This window comes from Alishewanella sp. d11 (assembly GCF_049390205.1).
GTDB lineage: Bacteria > Pseudomonadota > Gammaproteobacteria > Enterobacterales > Alteromonadaceae > Alishewanella.
Window position 1 is genome coordinate 3,383,250 of record NZ_CP186547.1, and the last position, 23,881, is coordinate 3,407,130.

Below are 23,881 nucleotides of genomic sequence, written 5' to 3' on the forward strand. Positions count from 1 at the left end.
CTTAATTAATTCAATATCAAGTAGCTTCTAGCACTTAAAATTAATTTTGCTGCGCGTCATCATGCTGTTTTTATAAATTAAGATTTTGATCACAAAGCATGCAACCTGCGTAGTTATTGTGTCTGTGTCAGTGACGTTTAAAAGTAGGCCATAACGATTAGTGAGTTGCTTAAGCATCTCGCATTAAATTTAAAATTTCTTTGAAACATTGAATGACGACTATGAACAACAGAAGATTCCAACCTAAGCTGTTAACGGCTGCAATTTTAATGACGAGTTCCTTTTCTGTCTTTGCTGACGCAACAGTTTCGCCAGATCGAAGCTTTTCAGGATTTGAAGGTATTAACGAAGCTCAACCACTGTGGGAACTTGGCCTTGGCGGCGGTATCATTGATGTTCCTAATTATCCTGCTTCATCCGAACGTAACCTCATCGGTATCGTTTTACCTTATTTTATTTATCGTGGCGATGTATTTCGTTTTGGAGATGGTAGCGCTCGCGCTGTTCTAGTTGAAAATAGTAATTTTGAAATTGACATATCTTTACGCGGAGCTTTTTCTGCTGATAGTGAAAATAATACCGCTAGGGAAGGCATGCCTGAATTAGATTTTTTATTTGAAGTTGGGCCGCAGTTAATATATGAATTAAAAAGCTTTAATTTTAATAATGGCGCCGTTGGCCGCCTCAATATGAATTTGCAAGCGAGATCGGTATTTTCAACAGACTTCTCTGAAGTTAATCATCGTGGGTATGTATTTCAGCCAAAACTCTCATATCAACAGCGTGGTGTATTATTTGAGGATTCAGCCTTTAATGCCTCTTTTAGTCTGGTTTTTGCAACGGAAAAACTCCAAGATTATTTTTATCAAGTCGACCCAGAGTTTGTTGCAAATGACAGAACATTGTTTGATGCTTCTGGTGGATTTTTGGGTTCAGAACTTTCTGCAGGGTTTTCTTTTTCACTTCATGAAAATATGAGAGTTTTTGCTGGCGGCTCCGTTAGGGTGCATAATGGTGCGAGTAACACAGACAGCCCGTTATTTGAAAAAGATGTGACTTACAGTTTGGGTATTGGGTTTATATGGCGTCTTTATAAAAGCGAAGCAACGGCAAACTGGTAGCTTTTAGAAAGCACTATAGTTAACAAACAAAAAATTCTGGAATCTTCGACCAAAGTACCAACTTAATTTAACATAATATACATTATGAGCTATGTTATTGATGTGCTGATCATGGCGTATTTATATTAAATTCATAGACTTATTTTTATTTTTGCTTTTTAGCCCATACAATATAATCACTAATTTTCGTATCCGCTTGTAACGCTGTTATGGAATTAAATTTCTTTGCTAAGGTCATTTCATCATAAAACCGATGAATAGTTTTATGGCACCTGACACAAAGCATTATCCCTTGTTGCAGCTCGGCTTTAGTGTAATGCGTTTGAAAATAGCGGCGTCGATGCATCTTCTTAGGAATTAAGTGATGGAACGTCAATAAAGAAGATTTTTCGCATAGCTCACAAACAGCAGTTCTTAGCATAGTACACCTTAACCATTTTTTGCTATTAAACGTGTTTTGGGCAAGCTTAGATTCTCACTTGAGCAATCTAATTAGCCTGAATATGCGTAAACACTCAAAATGATTTACCGGATAAGTTCATGTGGCCAAGTTATTTAAGCTGATTACAATAACAACTTTGCTGGTTTTCTCTACAGCAGACACTTTAGCTAGGACAATGGATAACGCTATGGTTGCTCAATTACCCTCAACAGCACGTTTGTATTTTTATGATCCCAGCCACTTTAGTCAAGTTCGTTTGATACATGATACCGTTATGGGCGGTCGCTCGAACGGAGATATCAAACTACAGGAAACACCTCCAGGCTTAGTGTTTAGAGGTAATCTTTCTTTGCTTAATAACGGTGGATTTGCCTCAATTGAACTCGCCTTAACTAAACGCTTATCGCATAAAAAGTTTAATAGCATTTATTTACATGCCTTAGCTGATGGCAAACGCTATCAATTACGTTTAAAAACGCCCTTTATTCCAAATGGAGTTGCTTACGTTGCAAGTATAGAAACCACAACGTCAACACAGCGTTATTATGTTCCAATCAGCGCTTTTACTGGCCAGTTTCGTGGCCGTCGTGTGGCAAACTTACCGGCGCTAAATTTTGCGGATGTCAGCCATATTAGTGTGATGTTAGCAGATAAACAGGAAGGCGATTTTGCGATTACTTTATATGATATTGATTTTACTGAATTAAACTCAATTTAATCGTGGCTGCAAGTATTAGTGTTTTATCGCCTTGCAGCCAAAAGTGAAGAATAATACGCTATGCTAGCTCAGCAACAATAGCTTTTAAGGCGGCTAACGGATCTTCTGCCTTGGTAATTGGCCGACCTATTACCATATAATCCACGCCGGCTTGTTGAGCCGCTTTAGGTGTCATCACGCGTCTTTGATCATCTGCAGCACTGTTAGCGGGTCTTATACCTGGCGTTATCAAGGCAAAATCCTGACCAAACTGTTTTTTGAGTTGTTCGGCTTCTTGTGCCGAGCACACTACCCCATCTAAGCCTGCTTTTGCTGTTAACGTCGCAAGCCTTATGACCTGCTCAGCAGGTGTTAAATTTATACCAAGTTCGATAAGGTCAGTTTGCTCCATACTGGTTAGTACAGTCACTGCAATTAATTTAGGTTTATGCTCACCGAATGGGATTAATGCTTCCTTAGCGGCAATCATCATCCTACTGCCGCCACTGGCATGAACATTTACCATCCAAACGCCTAAATCTGCAGCTGCTTTAACAGCCTTTGCCACGGTGTTCGGAATATCATGAAATTTTAAATCTAAAAAAACATCGAACTGGCGCTGCTGTAGTGCAGTAACAAACTGTGGGCCGAAATGGGTAAACATTTCTTTGCCAACTTTTAAGCGGCATAAGCTTGGATCTAATTGGCTGACCAAATTAAGTGCATCGGCTTGGTTTTCATAATCAAGAGCTACCACTATCGGGGTATGGCAAGTCATAAATAATCCTTGAAATAAAAAAGTCTAGCGGCCGTCAACACCCGTGATTGGCTCTACGGTTTCCCACTGCTTGCAAGAAGGACAAGACCAATAGTGCTGACGAGTTTGAAAGCCACAATTTCGACAACTATAAAGTACTTTACTGGCCAAATAGGCATTGACTAACTCTTCCACAGAAGACAGTACTTCAGCTGCGGATTTAGAATCTTGTTGTCGCAATTGTAACAGCTTTTGGAAAAGTCGAATATTCGGTTGTTGGGTTAATTTATCCAACAAATAGTGTTCAGCTGCCAGACTGGAACCCTGCTGTTGCAGCCAATCTGTCATTAATAATCGTGCGCTGACATTTTGGTACTTATCTGCGAGCTTTGCTAACAGTTGATACCATTCGTCGGCATCAAATTGGCATTGCTGCAGTAATGGCAGTACATCTGCGCTCCATTGCGGTTTTTGTTGAACAATACTGAGTAACGCATTTTTTGCCGTCATGTGATCTAGCTGCGTTAATGCAAATTTTGCCAGTTCAAAGCGCGGTCGAACCGCTTGCGGATAACGATTGGCAATATTGCTTAGCAAAGAAGTATAGGTTTTAGGCTCATTTTCGGCAGCGCCAGAGTCCTGTAATGTTTGAGTATGCATATTTGCCAAGGCAATTCTGAGTGAAGCTGATTTTGTCTTGTCCACGTCATCAGCCAAGGCGACAGCTTTGTTTAACTCATGTGTAGCCAGAAAAATACTGAACAGCTGCTTAAGAATGGCCTCTCTAAGCGGTTCGCAACTCACAATCTGGAGTAGTAAATACTCTGCTCTGTCATATAAACCCGCAGAATAATAATCTTTAGCGAGTTCAAATTGAATCTGTTGAGATTGTTGTTTGGGAAGCTTTAATTGGTGAAGTTTTTCATGTATACGTATGGCTTTATCCCAGTCCCCTTTGCGGCGAAACAAGTTAGCTAAAGCGAGATAAGTGTCTATCGTGGTCGCTTCGATATCCAGTAGCTCGAGCAATTGCTCAATCGCTTTATCTTCCTGATCGGTTAACAGAAAGTTAAGCCCAGAAGACAGGTTTCGGGTAATACTTGCCCTACCCTTGAGCTCTTTATGCTTAACGCTATTCCGCCCCATAAACCAACCATAAGCGGCGGCAACAGGAAGCAAAAGGAATAGCAATTCAGGCATAAGGTTCAGGTATTTTCGGTAGTGTTATTTAACCAGCGTTTGGTTTTACGTTGCAAAGCAAAAAACAAACTAAAGATAATGCCTAAGCAAATACCTACTACCAAGAAAATAATAGCGATATCTACAACACGCAAAGGAAGCTTAACAACGAGCAAATTGAGCTCAGTAAGCTGTTGATTAGTAGAACCAAGTAAAAAGCCCAGCACTAATACGGCTATGCTAAAAAGAATAAAAAGGACTTTACGCAACACTCGGCTCCGCGTCTATTACCTGCAATAGCAGCATTAGGTATTATCTTTCACGCGATCGCGTAATTCTTTACCTGGCTTAAAGTGTGGTACATGTTTACCATCTAATTCCACTTTGTCACCGGTTTTGGGATTACGGCCAACACGTGGTGCACGGTAATGCAGGGAAAAACTACCAAAACCGCGAATTTCAATGCGCTCGCTGGAAGCAAGTGATTGTGCCATCTGCTCAAGAATTTCTTTTACAGAGGCCTCAACATCCTTGACCTGAAGGTGGGGAAAATCTGTAGCTAACTTTTCAATCAATTCAGACTTGGTCATAGACCCTCCGGCAAATCTGTAGTAAGAGAAAGCAAGGGGCAGCTGCCCCTTGCTCATTAGCAATTAATCCTGCTTTTTAGCAGCTTTAAATGCTTCTGCCATGGCATTCACACCAAAGTCAGCTTCTGGCTGATTGCTGTTAATGGTATCCATCGCTTCTTTTTCTTCAGCTTCGAATTTCGCTTTGATTGACAGGCTGATTACGCGGTTCTTACGATCCACACCCATCAAACGTGCTTCAACTTCCTCGCCAACTTTCAGCGCAGTTGTTGCATCTTCGATACGCTCACGAGAGATATCAGATACGCGAACATAACCTTCAACTGCACCTTCTAACATTACAGTAGCGCCTTTAGCGTCAACGGCAGTTACTTCACCTTTAACGATAGCACCTTTTTTGTTGTCAGCAAGGTAACCATTGAACGGATCTTCATCCAGTTGTTTGATACCTAAAGAAATACGCTCGCGCTCTGGGTCAACTTGTAACACAACAGCGTGTACTTCGTCGCCTTTCTTGAATTCACGAACTGCTTCTTCGCCAGTGGCATTCCAGCTAATGTCTGATAAGTGAACCAGACCATCGATGCCACCATCTAAGCCGATGAAGATACCGAAGTCAGTGATAGACTTGATCTTACCGCTTACGCGATCGCCCTTGTTGAAGCCCTTAGCGAACTCTTCCCATGGGTTAGCTTTACACTGTTTCAGGCCTAAAGAAATACGACGACGTTCTTCGTCAATTTCAAGTACCATAACTTCCACAGAGTCACCTAAGTTAACAACTTTAGATGGGTGGATGTTTTTGTTGGTCCAATCCATTTCTGAAACGTGTACTAAGCCTTCTACGCCTTCTTCAATTTCTACGAAGCAGCCGTAATCTGTCAGGTTAGTTACGCGACCAGTGATTTTCGCACCTTCTGGGTAACGTGAAGCGATAGCTGCCCACGGATCTTCACCCATTTGCTTCAGGCCTAAAGAAACGCGTTGCTTCTCGCGGTCGAATTTCAGTACTTTTACTGGAATTTCGTCGCCAACGTTAACGATTTCGCTTGGGTGCTTAACGCGTTTCCAAGCCATATCGGTGATGTGCAGTAAACCGTCTACACCACCTAAATCAACGAATGCACCGTAGTCAGTCAGGTTCTTAACGATACCTTTAACTTCCATGCCTTCTTCTAAGTTTTCTAACAGCTGATCACGCTCTTGGCTGCTTTCTGATTCGATAACGGCACGACGTGAAACAACTACGTTGTTACGCTTCTGATCCAGCTTGATAACTTTGAATTCAAGTTCTTTGTTTTCTAAGTGTAGAGTGTCGCGTACTGGACGTACGTCAACTAATGAACCAGGCAGGAAAGCACGGATGCCATCAACTTCAACTGTGAAGCCACCTTTAACTTTACCAGTGATCACACCGATAACGGTTACTTTATCTTCGCAAGCTTTTTCCAGGCGAACCCAGGCTTCATGACGCTTAGCTTTTTCACGAGATAATAAGGTTTCACCGAAACCATCTTCGATAGCGTCTAACGCTACATCGATGATATCGCCCACGCTAACTTCCATTTCACCGTTCAGAGATTTGAACTGTTCAACAGGAATAGCTGCTTCTGATTTCAGACCGGCGTCAACCATTACAACGTCTTTCAGAATTGCTACAACAGTACCTTTAACGATGGCACCAGGGCGGGTTTCGATGGCTTTGAGGCTTTCCTCAAATAATAGTGCAAAATTTTCAGTCATAGTCACTTTTTCAGTTAAGTGCTCCATTTCACATCATGTGTTATGGGGTTGCTAAATTTACCAGCAAAATCCATGTTACTGGCTGTCCAAAATGCGGCCTTGGCCTGGTTCATCAACTGGTTAACGACAACTTACTGTTAACCAGCTGCAGTACCTCTTGCAGCACTTGTTCAATAGGTTTATTGGTCGAGTCCAGCATGTGGGCATCCGCTGCCGGTTTTAGCGGCGCCGTTGCGCGATTCATATCGCGATCATCCCGAGCTTGGATTTCGCTCAAAAGGTCGCCGATGTTAACATCAAAACCCTTTGCTTTCAACTCCAAATAACGGCGCTGGGCCCGCTCTTGTGCCTCAGCCGTTAAGAAAATTTTCACTTCTGCTTGCGGAAAAACTACGGTTCCCATATCTCTACCGTCAGCGACTAATCCCGGTAATTGCGCAAAAGCACGTTGTCGACGCAATAAGGCTTCGCGAACTGAGGGTAAAGAAGCGATTTTCGAAGCCATATCTGCTACTTCTTGGGTACGAATCGTTTGTGAAACGTTTTCACCTTCTAAGGTAACCAAGGTATTTCCACCCGCATCACTAGTAAATTGTACATCCAAATGTGCAGCCAACGGCTGCAGTGCAGCTTCGTCATTCGGTGCAATTTGATGATGCATAGCGGCGAGTGCAAGTACCCGATAAATGGCACCACTATCAAGCAATTGCCATCCCAATTGTTCAGCAAGTAAGCGGCTAATAGTGCCCTTACCTGAACCGCCGGGACCATCTATGGTAATTACTGGTGCATTTTGTGGCATCCTACCCCCTAGGAAAAGCTGGTTAATCGTTGGTTCAAAATGGCGCTTATTATACAGCTTTTTATGACAATTGCTGTGTTAAAAACATAAATTCACTGAGTTAGTCGCTATTAAATCTATGAAAAACGCGTAACCAAAGTGGCTACGCGTTGCAATTTAAAAACAGCACTTTGCAGTACCTTACAAACTTAAGCGTCTCAACTCATTAAAAAAGTTTGGAAAGGTTTTAGCTGTACAATCTGGATCTTCAATAGTCACAGCAGTGTCACTTAATGCAACCAAAGAAAAGCACATTGCCATTCTATGGTCGTTATACGTTGCGATGCTGGCATGGTTGAGCTGAGCTGGCGGTGTAATTTTGATATAGTCATGACCTTCTTCGACGGTAGCGCCAACTTTCCTCAGTTCTGTTGCCATAGCCGACAAACGATCCGTTTCTTTAACCCGCCAATTGTAAATATTACGGATTACTGTAGGCCCTGAAGCAAACAACGCAGTTGTGGCGATGGTCATAGCTGCATCTGGGATGGCATTATAATCACGGTCAACACCAATTAAATTGTTACGCGTGACCGCGATAAAATCATCAGCCCACTCCACATTAGCGCCCATGGCTTCCAAGGCGTCCGCAAAGTGAATATCACCTTGCACCGCATGTTTACCAATACCAGTAACTTTAACTGTGCCACCTTTAATGGCTGCTGCGGCTAAAAAGTATGATGCCGAAGAGGCATCACCTTCAACTAACCATTGACCTGGAGAAAGATATTGCTGGTTACCCGTAACCGAAAAGCGCTGATAACCATGATTTACAACATTCACACCAAAGCGTGACATTAAGGCCAAGGTAATATCTATGTAGGGTTTTGATACTAAATCGCCCTCAATAATAATTTCGCTGTCACCTTCCAGTAACGGCGCTATCATCAGTACTGCAGTTAAAAACTGACTTGAAATACTACCATCAATAGTAATACTACCGCCTTTTAATGCTTTACCTTTGATAAGCAATGGCGGGTAACCGGCATTTTCTAAATAGGTGATATCGGCTTGCCATTGGGTTAAGGCGTCTACTAAATGCCCTATTGGCCGCTCGTACATGCGAGGTTCGCCGGTTAAGGTAATTTCCACTGCAGATGCAGCAAGTGCTGCCGTTAGTGGGCGCATTGCCGTACCCGCATTACCCAAAAATAAACTCGAAGCCGTTGCCTGGGTAAATAAGCCTCCTAGGCCATCCACTTCGCATCGAGTACGACATGGCGACAAGACGTAATTCACACCTAATAAACTTAATGCGTTTAGCATGTGCCGAACATCATCACTGTCTAGTAAATTGCTGATCTGTGTACGACCTTTAGCTAGCGCAGCTAATAATAATACTCGATTGGAAATACTTTTCGAACCGGGTAAATGTACTTCACCTGCAATATGCGAAATAGGATCTAAAGTCAGTATTTTCATCCATGTACCCTTTCGAATTCACGCATAAAGCTCACTAAGGTTTGCACACCTTCAAGCGGCATGGCATTGTAAATACTGGCACGCATGCCACCGACCATCCGATGACCTTTTAATGCGAGCAAACCATTTTGCTCTGCCTGAGTAACAAAAACATCGTTTAGCTTTTCATCTGCCAAGAAAAATGGCACATTCATCCAAGACCGATACAGCGGATCAACATCATTGCGATAGAAATCACTTTGGTCGATGTACTGATATAAAGTATTGGCTTTCAGTGCATTGCGTTCGGCCATCGCCGCGATACCACCCTGTTGTTTTAACCATTTAAACACTAAGCCAGCCAAATACCAGGCATAGGTAGGAGGGGTATTAAACATACTTTCATTTTCTGCGGCTAGCCGATAATCAAGCACCGCAGGGATGGCTGCATTAGCGGCAGGTAATAAATCCTCACGCACAATAGCTAAGGTTAAGCCTGATGGACCGATATTTTTTTGCGCACCCGCATAAATCACGCCATAACGACTAACATCAATCGGACGCGATAAAATAGTGGAAGATAAATCCGCGACAATAGGTACTGAGGTATTGGGCAAATCGGTAAACTCAAGACCATCAACCGTTTCATTCGGGCAGCAATGCACATAGGCCGCTTCTTCGTTAACTTGCCAATTCGCGACATCAACCAAGCTACGTAACTTATCGTCTGTGTTAAGTCGAATATCTTGAGCCTTAATCTGCCCAAATTTTTGCGCTTCTTCTACGGCAGCTGATGACCATGCCCCCGAAATAATATAATCGGCAGATTTACCGGCTTTTAGCAAATTAAGCGGTACCGCAGAAAACTGGCCTCTGCCGCCACCATGCATAAAAAGTACTTTATAGTTGGCGGGTATCGCCAACAAATCGCGCAAATCTTGCTCAGCGGCTGCAGCGAGTTGGATAAAGGGCTTACTACGATGACTGATCTCCATCACAGAGCAGCCTTGGCCATGCCAATTAATAAATTCCTGCTGTGCTTGCTGCATTACCTCAACTGGCAGCATTGCCGGGCCAGCACAAAAATTATAGGTGGTCATTATTACTTCTCACTTCTACGTTAACTGTTTGAGTTAGATGATTGAGTTGTTTCACTGGCCTTGGTTTATCTTTTGCCTCGTGATGCTCACGCAGCAAAGGTGGTGTTTGAAACACGCTTTATTATGTTGTTTGAAAAAAAACGAGCGCTAAAGCGCTCGTTTTTAATTGTTACTCTTCTTCGCCCGCGACATCTTGCGCTAACTGGCTATCCTGAGTTTCAGGAGTGCGACTACTGCCCTCAGCTAAAGCAGCAAGGGCTGTCTCATCCTGAATTTCATCAATTTTCTCAACGCCTACGACCTTTTCACCCTCTTGAGTACGAATTAAAATCACACCCTGAGTGTTGCGGCCTACTTCTGACACTTCGTTTACACGAGTACGAACCAGAGTGCCTTTGTTGGAGATCATCATAATCTCATCACTTTCAGCAACTTGAACAGCGCCAACCACTAAGCCATTACGTTCAGACACTTTTATCGACACAACACCTTGGGTAGCGCGGCTCTTCGCTGGATATTCTGTTAAGGCAGTACGTTTACCATAACCATTTTCGGTTACGGTTAAGATAGCACCCTCACCCTTTGGAATAATCAGCGATACCACACTGCCACCGTCACGCAGTTTAATACCACGTACCCCGGTTGCCGTCCGGCCCATGCCTCTTACTTGATCTTCGGTGAAACGCACAACCTTACCATCGTCGGAGAACAACATAATCTCGTTGTTACCATCAGTGATACCAACATCTATCAGACGATCTCCGTCATTGAGGTTCACCGCAATAATACCGTTGGCGCGTGGACGAGAATATTCGGTTAAGGCGGTCTTCTTCACCGTACCATTTGCCGTGGCCATAAAGACATATTTGCCTTCTTCGTATTCGCGTACCGGAAGAATAGCGTTTATGCGCTCCCCCTCTTCTAACGGCAATAAATTCACAATTGGTTTGCCGCGCGCGGTACGACTGGCAAGTGGCAGTTGATAAACCTTCATCCAATACATACGACCACGATTGGAGAAGCATAAAATGGTATCGTGGGTACTGGCAACCAACAGCTTATCAACAAAGTCTTCATCTTTAACGGTAGTTGCGGCTTTACCTCGACCGCCACGGCGCTGTGCTTCGTAATCGGTAATCGGTTGATATTTAGCATAACCCAGATGCGATAGGGTCACGACGACATCTTCTTCAGTGATCAAATCTTCCATGTTGATATCCAGCATATTATCCTGGATTTCGGTACGGCGCTGATCACCATACTGTGCTTTAACCGCTTCCAATTCTTCGCATATCACTTCCATCAAGCGCTCTGGACTGGCCAAAATATGGAGTAACTCTGCAATCAGTTGTAGTAATTCTTTATACTCGGCAAGGATTTTGTCATGTTCCAAGCCAGTCAGTTTATGCAAACGTAAATCTAGAATAGCTTGTGCTTGTTGTTCAGTTAAGAAATACAGGCCTTCGCGAATCCCAAAATGCGCTTCTAACCATTCTGGTCGGGCGGCATTTTCGCCGGCTCGCTCCAACATGGCAGAAACATCCCCTAGCTGCCAGCCACGAGCCACTAAACCGGCTTTCGCTTCAGCTGGACTGGCTGAGTTTTTAATCAGGTCAATAATCTCATCGATGTTCGCTAAGGCGATTGCTAAGCCTTCTAAGATATGGGCACGATCACGGGCTTTGCGCAGGTCATAAACAGTACGGCGGGTCACCACTTCACGGCGATGCAGAATAAAGTATTCCAGCATCTCTTTTAAGCTTAACAGCTTGGGTTGACCATTAGCTAATGCCACCATATTAATGCCAAATACTGTTTGCATTTGGGTATTGGTATAGAGCTGGTTTAGCATAACGTCGGTTGATTCACCACGCTTTAGCTCGATAACGATACGCATACCGTCTTTGTCAGACTCATCGCGCAGGGCAGAGATGCCCTCAATACGTTTTTCTTTAACTAATTCGGCAATTTTCTCGATTAAGCGTGCTTTGTTAACTTGATAAGGGATCTCGTAGACGATAATCGACTCACGACCGGTTTTTTCGTCTGTTTCAATAAAGGTTTTCGCACGAATGTACACCTTACCACGACCAGTGCGATACGCTTCCTCGATACCTTTACGACCATTAATAATGGCAGCTGTTGGAAAGTCAGGTCCAGGAATCAGTTGCATTAACTCATGCAATTCGATATCCGGATTGGCAATCAAGGCTAAACAACCATCAATAATTTCATTTAAGTTGTGTGGTGGGATATTGGTCGCCATACCGACGGCAATACCTGAAGAACCATTGATCAACAGGTTGGGCACTTTCGTCGGTAATACCGCTGGAATTTGTTCTGTACCATCATAGTTAGGGACAAAATCAACCGTTTCCTTGTCCAGATCGGCCAATAATTCATGCGCAATTCTAGCCATCCGAACTTCGGTATAACGCATTGCTGCTGCAGAATCGCCATCAATAGAACCAAAGTTACCTTGACCATCGACCAACATATAGCGTAGTGAGAACGGCTGAGCCATTCGAACAATCGTATCGTATACAGCACTATCACCGTGTGGGTGGTATTTACCAATTACATCACCCACAACACGAGCCGATTTTTTATAGGCTTTATTCCAGTCATTGCCAAGTTCTTTCATGGCAAACAACACACGACGGTGTACTGGCTTTAGACCATCCCGGACATCGGGTAAGGCGCGGCCAACAATGACGCTCATTGCATAATCGAGATAAGAATTTTTTAATTCCTCTTCGATATTAATTGGGACTATTTCTTTGGCCAGATCTGTCATAAAACGTTATTTTCCCTTAAATCAGATAGATAACTCGCTTTTCTTGCCTTTGTTTAGCGCGAGACAACGCAGGATTCTACCACATAAAAAGCACCTTGCCATGCCTGTTTATGCTAGCTGGCTAGATTGCCGCCTTTGCGAGAACAGATCAAGGCTTTATAATGATGAAAAACAATCAGGTTAGAACAATGATAAAAGATAACAATGTAGATCCTGCAGAGATTGCTAAGTTCAATGACATCGCAGCGCGCTGGTGGGATCCCGAAGGCGAATTTAAACCATTACATTTACTCAATCCGACGCGCCTCAGTTATATCAGCGATCAAGTTGCAGGACTTTTTGGACGCAAGATCATTGATGTGGGGTGTGGTGGTGGTATTTTAGCGGAAAGTATGGCGCGAGCAGGTGCTGATGTCACAGGCATTGATATGGCCAGCGACGGTTTAAACGTCGCGCGTTTGCATGCACTAGAAAGTGGCTTAACCATCGATTATCAGCAAAGTGTTGCGGAAGAATTTGCCCAACAGCATGCTGGGCAGTTTACAGTCGTCACCTGTATGGAGATGTTAGAGCATGTGCCTGATCCGGCTTCTGTAGTGCAGGCTTGTGCTGATTTAGCTGCACCGGGTGCAACCTTGGTCTTCTCTACCATTAATAAAACACCTAAAGCCTACCTTTTCGCGATTCTCGGTGCAGAATATGTCTTGCGTTTGGTCCCAAAAGGTACGCATGATTATGCCAAGTTTATTCGGCCTTCTGTGTTAATGCGCTATATTGAAGATGCGGGCTTAGAATTAGTTGATGCCACAGGTCTGCATTTTAATCCGCTCCATAATAGCTTTAAACTTGGCCCTGGTTTAGACGTCAACTATTTTGTAGTGGCTAGAAAACCCCTATAAAATTTAAGCCTACGTTATTTAGCCTTCAAATATTGCAGGCTAAATAACCAGTAGATCTTAAAATGTCTGTTTATAGAACAAATAAATTTTTAAGAAAATTTTCTATAAAAATGCTTGCCTAAATGGGGCAAGACCACACACACTGAGCCGCAGGTTAGCAGCTACTTACCCATTCCCTTTCTTGCTAAAATTAGCCTTTCATCCTCCCTTGCAAAATACAAAAATACACACTATCTTGTGATCGACTTTTGAAATACACCCATATGTTGTGTAATTCGTCGGCAACGCCCGTGTATTTTCTCGCCTTGCTCAGTGCATGGTTTAATCAAATTTATAAAGAAATGGAACACTTCAGCGATGACTCAAACTTTATCTGTGACTAAACGCGATGGGCGACGTGAGCCTCTTGATTTGGACAAAATTCATCGGGTTATAACCTGGGCAGCCGAAGGCCTAACCAATGTCTCGGTATCACAGGTTGAGTTAAAATCACATATTCAGTTTTATGACGGAATAAAATCCTCTGATATCCATGAAACGATCATCAAAGCTGCGGCCGATCTTATTGCTAAAGAAACGCCAGATTATCAATACTTAGCTGCACGCTTAGCCGTGTTCCATTTGCGCAAAAAAGCTTACGGTCAATTTGAACCACCGCACTTGTATCAGCACCTTGTAAAAATGGTCGAAGCGAAACGCTATGACGCGCACATTTTAGCTGACTATAGCCGTGAAGAAATTGAACAGCTAAATAGCTTTATTGATCACAGCCGTGATTTAAATTTTAGCTACGCGGCCGTGAAACAGCTAGAGGGCAAATATTTAGTCCAAAATCGGGTTACTGGCGAAATTTACGAAAGTGCACAGTTTCTTTATATGTTAGTTGCAGCCTGTTTATTTGCTAACTATCCGAAGAGTAATCGACTTGATTATGTCCGTCGCTTTTATGATGCAACATCGTTATTTAAAATTTCACTTCCTACACCGATCATGTCAGGTGTTCGTACTCCTACTCGTCAATTTAGTTCTTGTGTGTTAATCGAATGCGGCGACAGCCTCGATTCTATTAATGCTACCGCCAGTGCTATTGTCAAATATGTGAGTCAGCGGGCAGGCATTGGTATTAATGCCGGACGGATCCGCGCGCTAGGTAGTCCAATCCGCAATGGTGAAGCCTTTCATACGGGTTGTATCCCTTTTTATAAACATTTTCAAACCGCCGTTAAGAGCTGTTCGCAAGGTGGTGTTCGCGGCGGTGCAGCGACCTTATTTTATCCACTTTGGCATTTAGAAGTTGAGTCTTTACTGGTTCTTAAAAATAACCGTGGTGTAGAAGAAAACCGTGTACGGCATCTAGATTATGGCGTTCAATTTAACCGTTTGATGTACCAACGTTTAATTAAAGACGACTATATCACCTTATTTAGTCCTTCTGATGTGCCAGGCTTATATGATGCGTTCTTTGAAAACCAAGAACGTTTTGAAGCGCTCTATGTAAAATATGAAGCAGATAGCACAATTCGGAAAAAACGAATTAAAGCGATTGAACTGTTCACCCTGTTCATGCAAGAACGCGCCAGTACCGGCCGTATTTACTTACAAAACGTTGACCACTGTAATACCCACAGCCCTTTTAACCCAGAACTTGCGCCGGTAAGACAAAGTAATCTGTGTCTGGAAATTGCTTTACCTACCAAGCCATTATCTAATGTCAACGACCCAGAGGGTGAAATTGCACTATGCACATTGTCGGCCTTTAATCTTGGTGCCATTACGGATTTAGCTGAGTTAGAGGAGTTGGCCGAGTTAGCTGTGCGTTCATTAGATAGCTTGTTAGACTATCAGGATTATCCGATCCCTGCCGCCTACTCTGCTTCTATTGCGCGCCGTACCCTTGGCGTTGGTGTCATTAACTATGCTTACTATTTGGCCAAACATGGGGTTAAATATTCTGATGGTTCCGCCAATGGTTTAACACACCGTACCTTTGAGGCGATTCAGTATTATTTGTTAAAAGCTTCGGTAAAACTGGCACAAGAACGTGGTCCGTGTCCAAAGTTTAATGAAACAACCTATGCTCAAGGGATCTTGCCTATTGATACCTATAAAAAAGATCTCGATAAAGTGTGTCAGGAACCGCTACATCTAGATTGGGAGCAGTTACGTAAAGACATCTTGCAGTACGGTTTAAGGAACTCGACGTTATCGGCTTTGATGCCGTCAGAGACCTCATCGCAAATTTCGAATGCAACGAATGGTATTGAGCCACCACGAGGCCATATCAGTGTTAAAGCAAGCAAAGACGGCATTCTGAAACAAGTGGTACCTGAATATGATCGTTTAAAAGACCAGTATGAGCTACTTTGGGATATTCCCTCTAATGACGGTTATCTGGCGCTGGTGGCGATAATGCAAAAGTTTATCGACCAAACCATTTCTGCGAATACCAACTACGATCCGTCAAAATTTGAGGGCGGTAAAGTGCCGATGAAAGTCTTATTAAAAGACTTACTAAACGCCTATAAGCTAGGTGTAAAAACCATGTATTACCACAATACACGAGATGGTGCAGCGGATCTGCAAGATGATATTAAAGCGACAGCAGAAGACGATGGCTGTGCAGGCGGAGCTTGTAAAATTTAACAACAACAAGAGCGGTTCTGCCGCTCTTCTTCAGTTATATGTGTTAGTAACAATGTTTTCAGGATAAATAATCAGCATGGCGTATACAACCTTTAACCGCAACATTAACGACCAACTCAAAGAGCCGATGTTCTTTGGTAATGCAGTGAATGTTTCCCGCTATGATCAGCAGAAATATCCCATTTTTGAAAAGCTGATTGAAAAACAGTTGAGCTTTTTCTGGCGACCAGAAGAAATTGATGTCAGTAAAGATCGGATTGATTTTCAACAATTACCTGAACATGAAAAACATATTTTCCTAAGTAATCTAAAATACCAAACCTTACTGGATTCTGTGCAAGGTCGTTCGCCAAATGTGGCCTTATTACCCATCGTCTCGATTCCAGAATTAGAAACATGGATAGAAACTTGGGCTTTTAGTGAAACCATTCATAGCCGCAGCTATACGCATATTGTGCGCAACATCACGGCTGAACCACATAAAGTGTTCGATGATATTATGCTTAACCAGAAAATTCTGGAACGGGCACAAGATGTGACTCGCTATTATGATGCACTAATCGATGGCGTTAATCTTTACCAGCGCTGTGGTGAAGGTGAACATACGATCAATGGCAAGCTTGAAAAAATCACTTTGCGCGAACTGAAAAAACGTCTCTACCTTTGTATGATGTCAGTCAATGTGCTGGAAGCTATCCGTTTTTATGTGAGTTTTGCCTGCAGCTTTGCTTTCGCTGAGCGTGAATTAATGGAAGGTAATGCCAAGATCATCCGTTTAATTGCCCGTGACGAAGCATTGCACCTTACCGGCACGCAACACATTCTCAACATCATGGCCAGCGGTGATGATGATCCAGAAATGGCTGATATTGCGAAAGAATGTGAAGAAGAAGCCTATGCTATCTTTACTTTAGCTGCAGAGCAGGAAAAAGACTGGGCAGCATACTTGTTTAAAGACGGCTCGATGATTGGCTTAAATAAAGACATCTTATGCCAATACGTGGAATATATCAGCAATAGTAGGATGCAAGCAGTAGGTTTAAAACCGCGTTTTGCGACTACCCAAAATCCCATCCCATGGATAAATACTTGGTTGGTATCCGATAATGTGCAGGTTGCTCCGCAAGAATCAGAGATCAGTTCTTACCTCGTTGGGCAAATAGATAACGAAGTAGACAGTGCTGAATTTGGCGATTTCGATCTGTAAGTTCAATGCCAAATATTAGTATTAACGGTCAGGCACCACTGTTGTATAACAGTGGTTGTCGAAATTTGCTTGAATTCCTTGAAGCAAATAAACAGAGTGTGAGTTTTCAATGTCGGGAAGGCTTTTGTGGTGCCTGCCGTTGTAAATTAGTCTGTGGCCAAGTGCAATACCTACAAGAGCCCTTAGCCTTCGTTCGCCGCGGTGAGTTTTTACCTTGCTGCAGTGTGCCTGTTAGTGATCTGACTATAGAAATACCAGACTAACATAGCTATTATCACCGGTTTTACGTTAAAATCACCTGATAAAATTACACTGGTTTAGCCGGCTCCCCACAATGAAATCTGTTTTCTTCACCTTATTATTAAGCTTTCCTGCAATGGCGGTTGTACCCACTGAGTTACAACAACTCTTTGAACGCGCACAGTATCAACAACTTTTGCAAGCGATAGACGCTGTTGACAACGCCCAACAGCATCCAGATCTCATGTTGCTTCAAGTTAGGACACTGATACAACAACATTTGCGAGAAGAAGCCAATACCTTACTTAATACGTTAGTGTTAGCTTATCCTGAGCATAGTGGTATTTTAACGCAAGCCGCGTTGAATAAACTTGTGCTAGCAAACACTGGTAGTGTTTTCAATGCACGAAAGAGAGCAAATGATGCACTTGGATTATTACTCGAAGCAATTCGCCTTGAGCCGACTAACTTTCAAGCACAACAAGCATTAATTAGTTTCTATCAAACTGCGCCGGCCAACGTCGGTGGCAGCGAGGAGTTAGCCAGAGAGCGTGTTATTGAACTGAGTAAACTTGATGCCGTACAAGGGATTCTTGCTCAAGTGAATATTGCTGTCCATGAAGAAAGAGCTAACGAAGCTTTACAGATTTTAGAGCAAGCATTAACAAAAGATCCCGATAATACCGCCTTTTTAATCCGTAAAGCCAATTTATTGACTCAACAAAGCGCTTTTCTTGTCGCACAACAAACCTACTTAAAAGTATTGCCTTTACTCACTGATCCTATTCAACTACAGAACACGCATTTTCAAATCGGCCGTTTAGCCGTTTTTACCGGTGAGTATAAAGTAGAGGGTATAGCGGCTTTGGAACATTATTTGGCCTTTTTTCAAGATAGCCAACAGCCAAGATTACACCGAGCTAAGCTTCGTTTGGCACAACTGTACTTGCAACAAGATCAACGAGCTAAAGCGATTGCCCTTTACTCAGAGATTAAAAATGTTGAAAACCAAGACGAAGATTTTATTGAGACACTTAACCAACTTGGTGCGCAGTTAGCTGAAGAGTAACTGCGTTTGCTAGCAAGTTTAACTTGAGGTTAAGCAGCCAGTATGACACTGGCTGGCTGTTTAAAATGACCAGTTATTCGAATTTACCATCACGGATGTGTTTCTCACCACGTTGTTTGGCAAGTTCTACTTGCCGTTGACGCTCAGCAAAAGCCGCTTTTTGTTCCTCTGTCGTTTTGTCATAACAATGCGGACAGCTTAGACCTTTAATGTAGTGTGCAGACTGCATTTCAGCTTGGGATAACGGCATGCGACAGGCATAACATTGATCATAGCTACCTTGTGCTAAACCATGCTTAACCGCAACACGCTGATCAAAGACAAAACACTCACCTTGCCATTTACTCTGCTCTTCCGGCATTTCTTCAAGGTATTTTAAGATACCGCCATCAAGGTGATACACCTCTTCAAAACCTTGCTCTTTTAGAAAAGCCGTAGATTTTTCACAGCGAATACCGCCAGTACAAAACATGGCGACTTTCTTATGCTTGGTTTTATCTAAATTTTCTGCAGCCCATTGCGGAAACTCGCGGAAATTGGTGGTATTCGGATTGATTGCACCTTCAAAAGTACCAATAGCCACTTCATAGTCATTGCGGGTATCGATGAGGATGGTTTCAGGATCACTGATCAGCTTATTCCAGTCATCTCCTTTTACATAAGTACCGACAATGTGTTTAGGATCAATACCAGCGACCCCCATGGTCACAATTTCATTTTTAAGCTTCACTTTGGTACGGTAAAAGGCTTGTTCTTCCGCAAAAGATTCTTTATAACTCATACCAACGAAGCGGCCATCGGCAGCTAACCAAGCTAATACAGCATCTATCCCTTCGCGTGGTCCGGAAATTGTGCCATTAATCCCTTCAGCAGCTAATAACAAGGTGCCCTTTACTTTATGCATGACCATATGATTATAAAGCGGTTCACGTAATGCTTCATAATCAGGTAAATCAACGAATTTATACAGTGCTGCAACAACAAACATGGGTTTTCCTCTTGCTCGGCTGGATCGTAAATCCAGTGCAATTACGTTAAGGCCGTTATGGCGGCGCGCATTATAACGGCAACCTTTAAAAACACCAAGTTAAGCCGTAAAGCTGTTTAACAATAAATGCCCCGCCAGCATAAGCAGTAAAATGCCCATGATACGATCAAACCAAAATCCTTTTGCCAGTAAAAAATATCTCACCTTACTTTGAGTTAGCAAAAACGATAACAAGATAAACCAAGCTGCCGTGGCCACTGCCATATAAACACCATAAAAGGCTTTATAGGCTAAAGGTGTTTCGGCCGAAATCACCACCGCAAATAACGATAAAAAAAATAACGTCGCTTTGGGGTTTAAGCCATTAGTAATAAAGCCAGCGTAAAATGCTGCGCGTGGCGCGGGCAATGCGAGTACTTGTTCTGTTGCCACAGTATCCGCTGTGCTTGCTGGTGCTTTGGCGCGAATAGCACCCTGCCCCAGATAAATTAAATACAAGGCGGCCGACACTGACAGTGCCTGAAATAGCCAAGGTGTCGTTTGAATCAGTACACCAATCCCTACTAACGAATAGGTCACATGTAATAAAATAGCGCAACCAATGCCTAGACTGGTATAAATTGCCGTGGTTCTGCCATAACGTACAGCGTAGCGTAGGATAATCGCAAAATCGGGTCCAGGGCTTGCTACCGCCAATAAATGTGCAGTAGCAATTAACAAAAACTCAGGCCAAAATGTCATATCTTTCTCATTATTATTTTAGGTAGAACAGTGTGGTTTTCGTTAAAACCGCAAAACCATCTCAGCAGCACTGCAACAGCAAAGTGAGTGACACCGTGGACAAGCATACCCTTGTGCTGATAAATGTTGCCAGCGATTTTCATGAATTTTAATTAACTCGCCGCCCGCTTTTGTAAAATAGCGAACTGCACTGTTATTAGGCGATTCCCGCCAAAGGTGTGCCAGCCCTGCAGTCGCACCCTGCTGCCTTAACACGCCAATAGAGTGTTGTAATAATGCCTGACCGATACCTAAGCCTTGCAGCGTAGGACTTACCGCCACTGACTTAAAATATGCCATGTTAGAAGCGGGTACCGGCCACTGCTCTTGGGTACACCATTCATCGGGTAACCATTTACCAGCTAAAAAACTCAGACGATAAGCAACCACCTGCTCGCCAACAATGGCTACACAGCTGGCATTAGCCATCTGGGTAGCACCTTGACTCACCATAACCGCTAATAGATCTTCAGTTAAATAGCCGGCGCCGTGTATGTCATTTGCCAGCTCAACCGTGGCTGCATAAAACTGACGCACCAAAGGCTTGAGCTCCCATTTAACCGATGAAATCCTATTTTTAGATAATTCTGTCATTCTTGTCCCTATAACGATTAAGATTTGATTAAAAAACCACCACCTGCGTTAAGATGCTGTACAAATAAGATAGACAGCATGCAATTTATAAAATATGGTTATTAAGACGCCAAAATAATACAGCGAAGCGTCCGCAGACCGTTCCATTAATTATCCAGGAAAAAGTCATGAATAAACCTAAATATTATCATCCAGTCAGTCGGGCCGTAAAATATGCACTAACGTCAAGTTTAGCTCTAGGTGTTTACTCTTCGTCTGTACTAGCAGATGAAACCGTGGCCGCTGAGACAAAAGTCGAAAAAATTGCTGTGGTTGGTACTCGTTTAGCACCAAGGTCTATTGCAGACTCACCCGTCCCTGTTGATATTATCGATGGCGATGAGCTAATGAAAAATGGCAGTAGCGATATGCTTAACATGTTGACCACAACCATTCCATCACTTAATGTGCACGCTAATCCTATAAGTGATACCGCAACGTTAACACGCCCTGTTAACTTACGTGGTCTGTCATCAGACAGTACCTTAGTTTTATTAAATGGTAAAAGACGCCATCGTGCTTCCGTTATTACCTTTCTAGGCGGTGGTATTAATGATGGCGCGCAAGGGCCTGACATTTCGGTCATTCCGGGCATCGCATTAAAGCAAGTTGAAGTTTTACGTGATGGCGCAGCCGCACAATATGGCTCTGACGCCATCGCAGGGGTAATTAACTTTGTTTTAAAAGATAATGCGGATGGCGGCACCATTGAAGTAAAACAAGGTGAATATTATGAAGGTGATGGCAGCTCAACTGAGCTAGCTGCTAATTTTGGTATGCCACTTACCCAAGATGGTTTTGTGAACGTCAGTTTACAATACAAAAATGTGGATCCTACAAGCCGCAGCGTACAACGTGGTGATGCAGCAACCCTCGCTGCTCAAGGAAACCCAGACATTGCACCTATTGCGCAAATTTGGGGTTCACCTGAAGTTAAAGATGATTTCACCTTCTTCTTTAACTCAGGCTTAGAGCTGGGTAATGATCGTTCAGCCTACTTATTTGGTAACTATGCTGAGCGCGATGTCGTAGGTGGTTTTTATTACCGTAACCCGCATACCCGTGGTGGTGTATTCTCGAATGACGGTGGCCGAACGTTAGAAGTAATCGATACTACAGGTGCTGGAAATTGTGCCAATGTTTCGTTATTTGATGGCGACCGTAAGCTTAACCATGGCGAGATTACCGCTCGAGTTGGTGCCCTACCGAGTAACTGCTTTACCTTTTTCTCCATGTTCCCGGGCGGTTTTACACCAAACTTTGGTGGCAATATCACGGATACGTCTTTAACGGCTGGTACCAAAGGTGAATTCAAAGAAGGCGTTTTCAAAGGCGTTTTCTACGATTTCTATGGCAGCGTGGGTCGAAACGAATCAGCCTTTAATATCGTCAATACCGTAAATGCGTCTTTAGGCCCAGAAACGCCAACGGCCTTTGATGCAGGTAAATATGTGCAACTGGAAAAGAACTTTGGCGCTGATTTTGTTAAATACATCGAAGCCGGGTTATACAACGATTTAGCCATCGCAGCCGGTGTTCAATGGGCTGAAGAAACCTTTGAGATTATTGCAGGTGAAACTGCCTCGTGGGAAGTGGGTCCTTATGTTAGCCAATTAACCAATGGTTCAAACGGCTTTCCTGGTTTCCAACCTGATAATGCCGGTGTGAATGTCCGTCGTAACTATGCAGCTTACATTGATGCTGAAGCAGAGTTATCAGAAAACCTGTTGGTTGCTGCTGCATTACGCTATGAAGATTATGACTCCTTTGGTAATACCACCAACTATAAAGTAACTGGCCAATATCGTTTGACTGAAGATTTGGCTATCCGTGGTTCGCATAGTACTGGTTTCCGTGCACCTACTGTTGGTCAAGCCAATGTAAGTAACGTACGTACTGCGATTATTGGTGGTGAATTAGTTGATATCGGCTTATTACCGCCTACTAACCCGGTTTCAGTACTAAAAGGCGGTAAAGAATTAACGCCAGAAGAGTCCAGAAGCTATACCTTAGGTTTAGTGTATAGCGGCAGTGGCGGTATCTTCTTTACTGCAGACTTATTTCGAATTGAAGTTGACGATCGTATCGGCCAATCTCGCGAATTTGCGGTTACACAAGCCGACCGTGATCAGTTGAAAGCTGCCGGTGTACGCGGTATCGACTCGCTATCACAGTTAACCTATTTGACCAACGACTTCGATACCGTTACCACAGGTTTTGATCTAGTAGCCAACTACTCGACTAACTTGTTTGATGGTAGAAGTAGTTTTAGTTTAGCCTATAACTGGACTGACACTGAGGTAAAACGCTTTACCGATGTTACAGGTGCTTTCAAAGTATCACGTTTAGAAAATGATTTACCAAATCACCGTGCTACGTTGACCTGGAATCAGCAATGGGAATCCATTGATATGTTTGTCAGAACGAATTATTTTGGCGAATATCAGGGTGTACATGCTGATTCTGATGAATGGGTAACGCAAGCCTCGGCAAAAGTAACCTTTGATGTTGAAGCAGCTTATCACTTCAATGAAAGTTTCACTGTTGCAGTGGGAGCACAAAATCTGTTTGATACCAAAGCAGAACGTATTCCTGATAATATCAGCAGTATTCTGGGTGCCAAATATTTTGAAACCTCGCCCATGGGCATTAATGGTGGTTACTATTACTTGAAAGGTATTTATCGTTTCTAAGCGAAAAACAACTTAGGTAATAATACAAACACCCGGCTAAGCCGGGTGTTTGCTATGACAG

21 protein-coding genes are annotated in these 23,881 nt (G+C 43.1%); 8 read left to right on the forward strand and 13 right to left on the reverse strand.

The features are described from left to right. Nucleotides 1–212: 212 nt before the first annotated feature. Nucleotides 213–1,121, forward strand: a complete 909-nt coding sequence (locus ACO1PK_RS15170; protein ID WP_423186442.1) for a MipA/OmpV family protein — start codon at nt 213–215, stop codon at nt 1,119–1,121. A gap of 145 nt (nt 1,122–1,266) precedes the next feature. On the opposite strand, the gene ACO1PK_RS15175 is transcribed toward ACO1PK_RS15170, so the two are convergent. After that, the gene (locus ACO1PK_RS15175) at nt 1,267–1,542 is read right to left on the reverse strand and encodes a hypothetical protein (RefSeq protein WP_423186443.1); all 276 of its coding nucleotides are present in this window, start codon (nt 1,540–1,542) and stop codon (nt 1,267–1,269) included. A 208-nt stretch (nt 1,543–1,750) separates the two neighbouring features. Between ACO1PK_RS15175 and ACO1PK_RS15180 the strand changes: the two genes are divergently transcribed. Further along, entirely contained in the window at nt 1,751–2,281 is a 531-nt protein-coding gene (locus ACO1PK_RS15180; RefSeq protein WP_423186444.1) for a CIA30 family protein, read from the forward strand. Nucleotides 2,282–2,339: 58 nt separating this feature from the next. Here ACO1PK_RS15180 and pyrF read toward each other — a convergent pair whose 3' ends face one another. From pyrF to gyrA, 9 genes are all read right to left on the reverse strand, one after another. Beyond that, nucleotides 2,340–3,038 (reverse strand): orotidine-5'-phosphate decarboxylase, encoded by a 699-nt coding sequence (gene pyrF, locus ACO1PK_RS15185; protein WP_423186445.1) that lies wholly within the window; start codon nt 3,036–3,038, stop codon nt 2,340–2,342. A 24-nt stretch (nt 3,039–3,062) separates the two neighbouring features. Continuing rightward, nucleotides 3,063–4,217 carry an N-acetylglucosaminyl transferase gene (locus ACO1PK_RS15190; RefSeq protein ID WP_423186446.1) on the reverse strand — a complete coding sequence of 385 codons (1,155 nt, stop codon included), beginning with the start codon at nt 4,215–4,217 and terminating at the stop codon, nt 3,063–3,065. A 5-nt stretch (nt 4,218–4,222) separates the two neighbouring features. Then, nucleotides 4,223–4,468 carry a DUF1049 domain-containing protein gene (locus ACO1PK_RS15195; protein ID WP_423186447.1) on the reverse strand — a complete coding sequence of 82 codons (246 nt, stop codon included), beginning with the start codon at nt 4,466–4,468 and terminating at the stop codon, nt 4,223–4,225. Nucleotides 4,469–4,501: 33 nt separating this feature from the next. Continuing rightward, a complete protein-coding gene (gene ihfB, locus ACO1PK_RS15200) occupies nt 4,502–4,786 on the reverse strand; it encodes an integration host factor subunit beta (protein ID WP_423186448.1) in 285 nt (94 codons plus the stop codon). A 63-nt stretch (nt 4,787–4,849) separates the two neighbouring features. Beyond that, nucleotides 4,850–6,529: a 30S ribosomal protein S1 gene (gene rpsA, locus ACO1PK_RS15205; protein ID WP_423188232.1), complete on the reverse strand. Its 1,680-nt coding sequence runs from the start codon at nt 6,527–6,529 to the stop codon at nt 4,850–4,852. Nucleotides 6,530–6,641: 112 nt separating this feature from the next. After that, nucleotides 6,642–7,331: a (d)CMP kinase gene (gene cmk / locus ACO1PK_RS15210; RefSeq protein WP_423186449.1), complete on the reverse strand. Its 690-nt coding sequence runs from the start codon at nt 7,329–7,331 to the stop codon at nt 6,642–6,644. Nucleotides 7,332–7,511: 180 nt separating this feature from the next. Continuing rightward, the gene (aroA, locus tag ACO1PK_RS15215; RefSeq protein ID WP_423186450.1) at nt 7,512–8,792 is read right to left on the reverse strand and encodes a 3-phosphoshikimate 1-carboxyvinyltransferase; all 1,281 of its coding nucleotides are present in this window, start codon (nt 8,790–8,792) and stop codon (nt 7,512–7,514) included. After that, nucleotides 8,789–9,871, reverse strand: coding sequence for a 3-phosphoserine/phosphohydroxythreonine transaminase (gene serC, locus ACO1PK_RS15220; protein ID WP_423186451.1), 1,083 nt, complete (start codon nt 9,869–9,871; stop codon nt 8,789–8,791). The genes aroA and serC overlap by 4 nt, the downstream gene beginning before the upstream one ends. A gap of 169 nt (nt 9,872–10,040) precedes the next feature. Then, on the reverse strand, nt 10,041–12,668 hold the full coding sequence (gyrA, locus tag ACO1PK_RS15225) for a DNA gyrase subunit A (protein ID WP_423186452.1): 2,628 nt from the start codon (nt 12,666–12,668) through the stop codon (nt 10,041–10,043). A 161-nt stretch (nt 12,669–12,829) separates the two neighbouring features. On the opposite strand from gyrA, the gene ubiG reads away from it, so the two are divergent. From ubiG to ACO1PK_RS15250, 5 genes are all read left to right on the forward strand, one after another. Further along, the gene (gene ubiG, locus ACO1PK_RS15230) at nt 12,830–13,567 is read left to right on the forward strand and encodes a bifunctional 2-polyprenyl-6-hydroxyphenol methylase/3-demethylubiquinol 3-O-methyltransferase UbiG (protein ID WP_423186453.1); all 738 of its coding nucleotides are present in this window, start codon (nt 12,830–12,832) and stop codon (nt 13,565–13,567) included. Between the two features lie 357 nt (nt 13,568–13,924). Next, nucleotides 13,925–16,210 carry a class 1a ribonucleoside-diphosphate reductase subunit alpha gene (gene nrdA / locus ACO1PK_RS15235; RefSeq protein WP_423186454.1) on the forward strand — a complete coding sequence of 762 codons (2,286 nt, stop codon included), beginning with the start codon at nt 13,925–13,927 and terminating at the stop codon, nt 16,208–16,210. 76 nt (nt 16,211–16,286) lie between these two features. Then, nucleotides 16,287–17,417, forward strand: a complete 1,131-nt coding sequence (gene nrdB / locus ACO1PK_RS15240; RefSeq protein ID WP_423186455.1) for a class Ia ribonucleoside-diphosphate reductase subunit beta — start codon at nt 16,287–16,289, stop codon at nt 17,415–17,417. Between the two features lie 5 nt (nt 17,418–17,422). Next, nucleotides 17,423–17,680, forward strand: coding sequence for a class I ribonucleotide reductase maintenance protein YfaE (gene yfaE, locus ACO1PK_RS15245; RefSeq protein WP_423186456.1), 258 nt, complete (start codon nt 17,423–17,425; stop codon nt 17,678–17,680). Between the two features lie 71 nt (nt 17,681–17,751). Then, nucleotides 17,752–18,726: a tetratricopeptide repeat protein gene (locus tag ACO1PK_RS15250; RefSeq protein ID WP_423186457.1), complete on the forward strand. Its 975-nt coding sequence runs from the start codon at nt 17,752–17,754 to the stop codon at nt 18,724–18,726. 73 nt (nt 18,727–18,799) lie between these two features. Here the strand turns inward: ACO1PK_RS15250 and ACO1PK_RS15255 are convergent, their stop codons facing one another. The 3 genes from ACO1PK_RS15255 to ACO1PK_RS15265 form a co-directional block, all read right to left on the reverse strand. Further along, nucleotides 18,800–19,714 carry a rhodanese-related sulfurtransferase gene (locus ACO1PK_RS15255; protein ID WP_423186458.1) on the reverse strand — a complete coding sequence of 305 codons (915 nt, stop codon included), beginning with the start codon at nt 19,712–19,714 and terminating at the stop codon, nt 18,800–18,802. A gap of 99 nt (nt 19,715–19,813) precedes the next feature. Continuing rightward, complete coding sequence (locus tag ACO1PK_RS15260; RefSeq protein ID WP_423186459.1) at nt 19,814–20,455, reverse strand: LysE family translocator; 642 nt, start codon at nt 20,453–20,455, stop codon at nt 19,814–19,816. Nucleotides 20,456–20,497: 42 nt separating this feature from the next. Next, nucleotides 20,498–21,088: a GNAT family N-acetyltransferase gene (locus ACO1PK_RS15265; RefSeq protein ID WP_423186460.1), complete on the reverse strand. Its 591-nt coding sequence runs from the start codon at nt 21,086–21,088 to the stop codon at nt 20,498–20,500. 167 nt (nt 21,089–21,255) lie between these two features. Here ACO1PK_RS15265 and ACO1PK_RS15270 point away from each other — a divergent pair, with 167 nt between their 5' ends. After that, complete coding sequence (locus ACO1PK_RS15270; RefSeq protein ID WP_423186461.1) at nt 21,256–23,820, forward strand: TonB-dependent receptor plug domain-containing protein; 2,565 nt, start codon at nt 21,256–21,258, stop codon at nt 23,818–23,820. Nucleotides 23,821–23,881: the final 61 nt, after the last annotated feature.